General features: G+C 72.4%; 6 protein-coding genes and 1 pseudogene. 5 read left to right on the top strand and 2 right to left on the bottom strand.

The features are described from left to right. Window positions 1-75: 75 nt before the first annotated feature. From B2P18_RS09335 to cydC, 4 genes are all read left to right on the top strand, one after another. Window positions 76-1,515 carry a cytochrome ubiquinol oxidase subunit I gene (locus B2P18_RS09335; RefSeq protein ID WP_286958313.1) on the top strand — a complete coding sequence of 480 codons (1,440 nt, stop codon included), beginning with the start codon at window positions 76-78 and terminating at the stop codon, window positions 1,513-1,515. A gap of 18 nt (window positions 1,516-1,533) precedes the next feature. After that, a complete protein-coding gene (cydB, locus tag B2P18_RS09340) occupies window positions 1,534-2,652 on the top strand; it encodes a cytochrome d ubiquinol oxidase subunit II (protein WP_286958316.1) in 1,119 nt (372 codons plus the stop codon). Window positions 2,653-2,805: 153 nt separating this feature from the next. Further along, window positions 2,806-4,383 (top strand): thiol reductant ABC exporter subunit CydD, encoded by a 1,578-nt coding sequence (gene cydD, locus B2P18_RS09345; protein WP_286958322.1) that lies wholly within the window; start codon window positions 2,806-2,808, stop codon window positions 4,381-4,383. Further along, a complete protein-coding gene (gene cydC, locus B2P18_RS09350; RefSeq protein ID WP_286958324.1) occupies window positions 4,380-5,993 on the top strand; it encodes a thiol reductant ABC exporter subunit CydC in 1,614 nt (537 codons plus the stop codon). Before cydD ends, cydC begins: the two co-directional genes overlap by 4 nt. A gap of 116 nt (window positions 5,994-6,109) precedes the next feature. Here cydC and B2P18_RS09355 read toward each other — a convergent pair whose 3' ends face one another. Then, the gene (locus tag B2P18_RS09355) at window positions 6,110-6,505 is read right to left on the bottom strand and encodes a GntR family transcriptional regulator (RefSeq protein WP_239265306.1); all 396 of its coding nucleotides are present in this window, start codon (window positions 6,503-6,505) and stop codon (window positions 6,110-6,112) included. Continuing rightward, the gene (locus B2P18_RS09360; RefSeq protein WP_286958336.1) at window positions 6,502-7,443 is read right to left on the bottom strand and encodes a hypothetical protein; all 942 of its coding nucleotides are present in this window, start codon (window positions 7,441-7,443) and stop codon (window positions 6,502-6,504) included. The genes B2P18_RS09355 and B2P18_RS09360 overlap by 4 nt, the downstream gene beginning before the upstream one ends. 70 nt (window positions 7,444-7,513) lie before the next feature. Between B2P18_RS09360 and B2P18_RS09365 the strand changes: the two are divergent. After that, window positions 7,514-7,725: pseudogene (locus tag B2P18_RS09365) on the top strand (low molecular weight phosphotyrosine protein phosphatase); the annotation flags it as partial.

The following is a 7,725-nucleotide window of genomic DNA, read 5'->3' on the forward strand; positions in this document are numbered from 1 at the left end:
ACGACCGGGTCCGACCCGCCAGTAGCCGTGGGTAGGCTCGACGGGTAACCAAAAGGTCTGACCTCCGGAGATGTCATGGACAACCTGGACCTTGCGCGATGGCAGTTCGCCATCACCACCGTCTATCACTTCCTCTTCGTGCCGATCACCATCGGCCTGTCGGCGATCGTCGCCGGCTACCACAGCGCCTGGGTGCGCACCCGCAAGCCGGAGTACCTCCGGCTCACCAAGTGGCTGGGCAAGCTGTTCACCATCAACTTCGCCCTCGGTCTCGTCACCGGCATCGTCCAGGAGTTCCAGTTCGGGATGAACTGGTCGGACTACTCGCGGTTCGTCGGCGACATCTTCGGCGCCCCGCTGGCGTTCGAGGCGCTGCTCGCGTTCTTCCTCGAGTCGACCTTCCTCGGCCTGTGGATCTTTGGCTGGGGCCGGATCCCGGAGCGGCTGCACGCGTGGGCGATGTGGATCGTCCACATCGGCACCGTGCTGTCCGCCTACTTCATCCTCGCCGCCAACTCGTTCATGCAGAACCCCGTCGGCTACCGGTTCAACCCCGAGTCGGGGCGCGCTGAGATGGCCGACTTCGTCGCGGTGCTGGTCAACAAGGTCCAGCTCGTTACCTTCCCGCACGTCATCCTCAGCTCCTACATGACCGGCGGCGCCGTCGTCGTCGGCGTGGCGCTGTGGCACTGGCTGCGCAAGGGGCCGATCGCCGACCGTGACCGCGAGATGTACCGCAAGGCCGTCCGCGTCGGCGCGATCGTCTCCCTCGTCGCCTCGCTCGGCGTCGTCGTCACCGGCGACCTGCAGGGCAAGGTCATGACCGAGGTCCAACCCATGAAGATGGCGGCGGCCGAGGCGCACTACGAGACCTCGTCGTCCGCCCCCTTCTCGGTCTTCACGACCGGCGACCTGAACGGTCAGAACGCGAAGCACTGGATCCAGGTGCCCGGCCTGCTGTCCTACCTGGGCAAGGGCGACTTCGGCGCCGAGATCAAGGGCATCCGCGACATCCAGGCCGACTACCAGCAGAAGTACGCCGGCAACCCGCGCACCGCGGACCGAGCCACCAACTACATCCCCAACATCCCGACGACCTACTGGACCTTCCGCCTGATGATGGGCGTCGGGTTCGTGTCGATGGCGCTGTCGGCGCTGGCGCTGTGGGCGACGCGCAAGGGCAAGACGCCGCCGACCGCCCGCTGGTGGAAGCACGTCGTGATCTGGAGCCCGCTGCTGCCGGTCTTCGCGATCTCGTTCGGGTGGATCTTCACCGAGGTCGGCCGCCAGCCGTGGGTCGTCTTCGGCGAGATGACGACCGCCAACGGCGTCAGCCCGTCCGTGCCGGCCTGGTCCGTCCTGGTCTCGATGGTCGTCTACACCCTGCTGTATGCCGCGCTGATGGTCGTCGAGGTCAAGCTCTTCCTGAAGTACACCCGCGTCGGGGCCGAGCCCGCCGACACCGACACCCCGGCCGAGAGCGGCGAGGACAAGCCCCTCGTCTTCGCCTACTGAGGACGTTGGAGAGACACCATGGAACTCACCGTCATCTGGTTCATCCTCATCGCCGTCCTGTGGACCGGCTACTTCGTCCTCGAGGGCTTCGACTTCGGCGTCGGCATGCTCCTGCCGATCCTCGGCAAGGGCCGCGACGAGCTCGACACCGACAACCGCCGCCGCGTCCTGCTCAACACCATCGGCCCGCACTGGGACGGCAACGAGGTGTGGGTGCTCACGGCGGGCGGCGCCACCTTCGCGGCCTTCCCGCACTGGTACGCCACGCTGTTCTCCGGGTTCTACCTGCCGCTGCTGCTGATCCTGGTCGCCCTGATCATCCGCAACATGGGCTTCGAGTACCGCCACAAGCGCGACGACGACCAGTGGCGTCGCAACTGGGACCTGTGCATCATCGTCGGCTCGTTCCTGCCCGCGCTGCTGTGGGGCGTCGCGTTCGCCAACATCGTGGCGGGCGTCCCGATCAACGCCGACAAGGAGTACACCGGCAACCTGTTCACCCTGCTCAACCCGCTCGGGCTGCTCGGCGGCGTGACCACCTTGCTGCTCTTCCTCACCCACGGTGCGGTCTTCGTCGCGCTCAAGACGAGCGGCGAGATCCGTGAGGAGGCGCGGGCCCTCGCCTGGAAGGTCGGCATCGCCGCGGCCGTCGTCGCCGTCGTCTTCCTCGTCTGGGTGATGATGCTGACCGGCAACACCGGCTCGTGGATCCTCGCGGTCCTCGCCGCCGTGGCGCTCGTCGTGGGCCTGCTCATGACGCGCCTCGGCCGTGACGGGGTGGCCTTCACCGGCACCGCCGCCGCGATCGCGCTCGCCGTGTGGGCGCTGTTCACCGCGCTGTTCCCCGACGTGATGCCCTCCTCGACCAACCCGGCCTGGAGCCTCACCCACGAGAACGCCGCCAGCACCGACCTGACGCTCAAGATCATGACGGGCGCCGCCGTGGTCTTCACGCCGATCGTGCTCGCCTACACCGCGTGGACCTACTGGATCTTCCGCAAGCGCATCTCCACCCACCACATCCCACCGGCGCACGAGCCGCGCGAGGTGGGCGAGCTGGAGGCGCAGGCGGCTGCGGGCGGGACGCGCACGACCGGGGACGACCACGTCGCCGGGGGCGGGCACCGCGACCGCTGAGTCCGCCCGGACCTCCCCAGGATCGTGAGGGTTTCGTCCAACATTGTTGGAGGGGACCCTCACGATCTTTGTGGAGGCAGGTGAGCGACCCTGTGACGACGACCCTGGCGACCCTGCGACGCCGATGACACCGACGACGAGGAGCTCCCCCGCGTGAAGCCCTTCGACCCCCGCCTGCTGCGGCTGCTGCCCGGTGCCCGGCGACCCGTCCTGGCCCTCGGCGCCATCGGGGTGGCGCAGGGCGTCGCCGCCATCGTGCAGGCCTTCGCGGTGGCGGCGGTCGTGGTGGCGGTGGCACGGCATACGGCCCTGTGGGGACCCCTCGGGCTCCTGGCCGCCGTGCTCGTGGTGCGCGCCCTGCTCACCGGCGCGACCGAGCTCGTCTCGTCCTGGGCCGGCACCGAGGTCAGCGCCGGCCTGCGCACGCTGCTGCTGCGCACGTGGCTGGCCCGGTCCGCCGACCAGCGACCCGAGCCGGCCGCGGCCCAGACCCTCGCCACCCAGGGGGCGACCAGCGTCGAGACGTATGTCGCGCGCTACCTGCCCGCACTCGTGGCCGCCGCCGTGCTGCCGGTGCTGGCGGTCGTGACGCTGGCCTTCGTGGACCTGTGGTCGGCGCTGATCGTCGTGCTGACGCTGCCGCTGCTGCCGCTGTTCGCCGCGCTGATCGGCAAGGCGACGGCAGACGCCTCCGACAGGCGGTGGCGGGCCCTGGCCACCCTCGCCGGGCACTTCGTGGACATGATGCGGGGGCTGCCGACGCTGTCGGCCTACGGCCGGGCGAGCCGGCAGAGTGCCACGATCCGCGAGGTGTCGCAGCGGCACCGGACCGCGACCGTGGCGACGCTCAAGCTGGCCTTCCTGTCGTCGGCGGCCCTCGAGCTGCTCGCCACGATCTCGGTGGCGCTGGTGGCGGTCGCGGTCGGCATCCGCCTGACCTGGGGCGACATCGGCCTCGGCACGGGGCTGGCGGCGATCCTGCTGGCGCCCGAGGCGTACTGGCCGATCCGGCGCGTGGGTCAGGAGTTCCACTCGGCCGCGGACGGGGCGCAGGCGCTCGACGACATCCTCACGGCGACGGCCGCCACCACCGCCGAGCGGTCACGTCACGACACGGGGGTCGCCCGGCTGGAGGGCGTGACCTATCGCTATCCCGGGGCCACGCGCGACGTCCTGCACGACCTCACCCTCACCGCGGCGCCGGGCCTGACGGTGATCACCGGGCCGTCGGGAACGGGCAAGACCACCGCCCTCGAGCTCCTCTGCGGGCTGCGCGAACCCACCACGGGCACAGCCTCCCTCGTCCCGTCGCGCCTGGTGACGCAGCGCCCCTTCCTGACCGCCTGCTCCATCCGGGCCAACCTCACCCTCGCCGACGAGGCGGACGACGACCGGCTCTGGTCGGTGCTCCGGCAGGTCGGGCTCGAGGACCTGGTCCGTGGGCTGCCGGACGGGCTCGGCACGCCGCTCGGGGACGACGGGTTCGGGCTGTCGGCGGGCCAGCGGGCGAGCCTCGGGATGGCGCGGGCCCTGCTGTCGACGGCGCCGCTCGTGGCCCTCGACGAGCCCACCGCACACCTCGACCCCGCGTCCACCGCGCTCGTCGACGACGTCGTGCGCTCGCTCGCGCGCGACCGGGCGGTCGTCGTCGTCACGCACCGCCCCAGTCTCGTCGCGCACGCCGACCAGCACGTCACCCTCTCCCCCGTCGCCCAGGAGGTCGCGCGATGAGCTCGGTATGGCGAACGCCCCCCGGCATCCGGGGCTCCGCGATCATCGGCGGGCTGGCCACCGCCAGCGGGATCGCGCTCACGACGACCTCCGGCTGGCTGATCGTCGCCGCCTCCCACCGTCCGCAGATCCTCACGCTGATGGCGGCGATCGTGGCGGTGCGGGCGTTCGGGATGGCGCGGCCGGTGTTCCGCTACTGGGAGCGGGTGCGGTCGCACGACGCCGCGCTCGGTGACCTGGCGGACCAGCGGGTCGCGGCCTATGACGCGCTCGTGCCCCTCACCCCCGCCCGGCTCGGACGGCGGTCCCGCAGCGAGGTGCTTGGCGGCGCCGTCGACGACCTCGAGGACCGGGTGTATGCCGAGATCCGCGTCGTCGTCCCCGTGCTCGGGTCCGTCGTGGCGGGGCTCCTGACGGTGCTGGCGACGGCGCTGTTCTCCTACGTGGGGGCGATGATCGTCGCGGCCGTGCTCGTGGCCTGCGGGCTCGTCGCCTGGCTCGTCCTCGCGAGCGAGCGCGCGGCGCAACGGGACTGGCTGAACGCCCGGGCCGAGGTGGCCCGCGTCGCCGGCCTCGTCACCGCCAACGCGCTGGAGCTGCAGGCGATCGGGGCGACCTCGGCGTCGGGGTCGTGGATCGAGGCCGCGCAGGCCCGGCTGGCTGCGGCCAACGCGCGACGCGCCCGGGGCCGGGCGCTCGGGATGACCCTCACCGGGATCGCCTGCGGTGCCGGCACGGTCGCCATGGCGGTGCACGCGCACGGGCTGGTGGCGGGTGGGTTCAACGACGCCATCGCGGCCCTGCTCGTGCTGACCCCCGTGGCGGCGGCGGACGCGTTCACGCCGTTGCCGGACGCCATGGGCGCCTGGGCCCGCGCCGACGGCAGCCGGGTCCGGCTCGACGCCCTCCTCGCCCAGGACCTGCCCCTCGGGGAGCACGGGCCCGTCGAGGCGCCGGGGGCTTGCGGCATACCCCCGCGGTTGACGATCGACGAGGTCACGGCGCGCTGGACGGCGGACCGCGACGCCGTCGGGCCGGTGGCGGCCGCGGTCGAGCCCGGCGAGTCCGTGGTGATCACCGGCCCCAACGGATCCGGCAAGTCCACGCTGCTCGCGGTGCTCGCCACCCACCTCGACCCGGCCTCGGGGAGCTATCGGCTCGACGCGGTCGACAGCCGCTCCGCCTCTGTCGAGTCCCTGCGCGCGCGGGTGGCGGTGCTGGACGACGAGCCGCACGTCTTCGCCTCGACCGTGCGCGAGAACCTCCGGCTGGCGCGCCCCTCCGCCTCGGACGAGGAGGTGACCGTGGCGCTGGGACGAGCTGGGCTCGGCGGGTGGCTGCGCGCGCTGCCGGAGGGGCTCGACACCCTGCTCGGCACCGGCCATCGCGGGGTCTCGGGCGGCGAGCGGGCCCGCCTCGGGCTGGCCCGCGCGATCCTCTCCGGGCGGCCGGTGATGCTTCTCGACGAGCCCGTCGCCCACCTCGACCACGCCACGGCCACCGAGGTGCTCGACGACCTGCTCGCGGCTCGTGGGGGTCGCACCCTGGTGATGGTCAGCCACCGCGAGGACGCCGTGGACGGCTTCGACCGCGAGCTGCGCCTCGGCTGAGCCGATCCCGACCCCGCCGCCTCTGCCCCAAAACCCCTGCCTAACCCCCAGATCGTGAGTGTTTCGTCCAAGAATGTTGGACGAAACACTCACGATCTTCGTGGTTGCGCGGGGGGTCAGGGACGCGCGAGGGCGGACCGCACGGCCGCCTCGATAACCCCGTCGTCCGCACCCGCGGCGCGCGCCGTGGCGACGAAACCCAGCGCCAGCTCGTCCAGCCCGGGCCCCGAGTCGGCCACCACCAGCGACGAGCGGGCGAGCTCTGCGGCACCGGCAGCGACCGTCGTCCCGGCGCGGCGGGCCGTCCGCACGATCCCGGACGCCTCCAGCTCCTTGTAGGTCCGCGCCACCGTCCCGGCCGCCACCCCGAGGTCGGCGGCCAGCTGCCGCACGGGCGGCATCCGGGCCCCCTCGGTCACGACGCCGCTCGCCACGTGCACCAGCACCTGACGCCGCAGCTGCTCGTAGGGCGGCGTGGGGTCGCCCGCGTCGACCCGCAGACCCACGCTCATGCCGACACCTCGGTGGCAAGGCGCGCCACCAGCGAGTCCCGGTGCGGGGCAAGGACCCTCACGAGGCTCCACAGGGTCAGCACACCCACGACCGCGGCGACGGCACCGACGACGGTCCCGGATGCGCCGAAGGGGTTGGTCGCGCACATCCCGTCCCCGGCGTGGGCCAGACGCATCCAGGAGATCAGCAGGGCCGGCACCGCGAGCGCCCCCGAGGCCAGCCCGGCGCCCGCGACCAGCGCCCCGGCCGACCACCGTCGCAGCGCGTCGTCCGCCCGCACCAGGTCGGCGTCGCTGCCGTCACGCGGCCGCCCGGCGACGAGGCGCAGGCCCCAGGCCGTGGCGGCGAGACCGACGAGCCAGACCAGCAGCGCCGGGGCGAGATAGAACGACCCGAACCACGGGCTCGAGCCCCCGCTCGCGGCCCAGCCCTCGGGCGTCGTGCAGGCGTAGGACAGCTGCTGCCCGTCGGCATCCTGGAGCCGCAGCCCGATCGTCGCGGCCCCGAGCACGGCGAGTGCGAGGACCCCCGACACCACCGCCTGCCCGCGCGGGACGTAGTCCCTGACCCGCCGGTGCTCGAGCCCCGCGGCGGGGCCGGTCGCCATACGACCGATGGAGAGCTGACCGAGGACCAGGGTGAGCAGCCCGACGACCACCCCGGCCACCGGCGCCGTCGCGATCAGCCGGCCGCGGCCCGTGGCGGCCAGCGCCACCACCGCGAGCAAGCCGAGCAGGACGGCCAGGACACGGGAGCGACGCACGAGGTCCTGCGCACGCAGCAGGCGTCCGAGATGGCCGTCGACGACCACCGGGCGCCCGCCGAGGCTGAGGACCAGCGCGGCCACGAGGCAGGCGCCGGCCAGCACGACGACCACGACGAACAAGGGATAGAGAGCCAGCATGACGACCTCCTGCTTGTGCCAGATGTTTGACACAAAGAACTGTGCGCCTGCCACGTCTTTGTGTCAATAGGGCAGCACAAACAACCGCGAGATACTGGCAGGCATGGCCGACTACCGCATCTGCGTCATCTGCTCGGGCAACATCTGCCGCTCCCCCATGGGCGAGGTGATCCTGCGCCACCTGCTCGACGAGGCCGGGCTGGGTGACCGCGTCGAGGTCGACTCGGCCGGCACCGGCGGCTGGCACGAGGGCGACGGCGCCGACCCGCGCACCCTCACCTCGCTGACCAGCGGCGGGTATGACGGCTCCGCCCA

Source organism: Arsenicicoccus sp. UBA2120, from assembly GCF_002330965.1.
Lineage (GTDB): Bacteria > Actinomycetota > Actinomycetes > Actinomycetales > Dermatophilaceae > Arsenicicoccus > Arsenicicoccus bolidensis.

Excerpts from the sequence above, each read along its gene's own strand:
- B2P18_RS09335 (WP_286958313.1), top strand. The coding sequence starts at position 76 with ATGGACAACCTGGACCTTGCGCGATGGCAGTTCGCCATCACCACCGTC.
- cydB (WP_286958316.1), top strand. The coding sequence starts at position 1,534 with ATGGAACTCACCGTCATCTGGTTCATCCTCATCGCCGTCCTGTGGACC.
- cydC (WP_286958324.1), top strand. The coding sequence starts at position 4,380 with ATGAGCTCGGTATGGCGAACGCCCCCCGGCATCCGGGGCTCCGCGATC.
- B2P18_RS09355 (WP_239265306.1), bottom strand. The coding sequence starts at position 6,505 with ATGAGCGTGGGTCTGCGGGTCGACGCGGGCGACCCCACGCCGCCCTAC.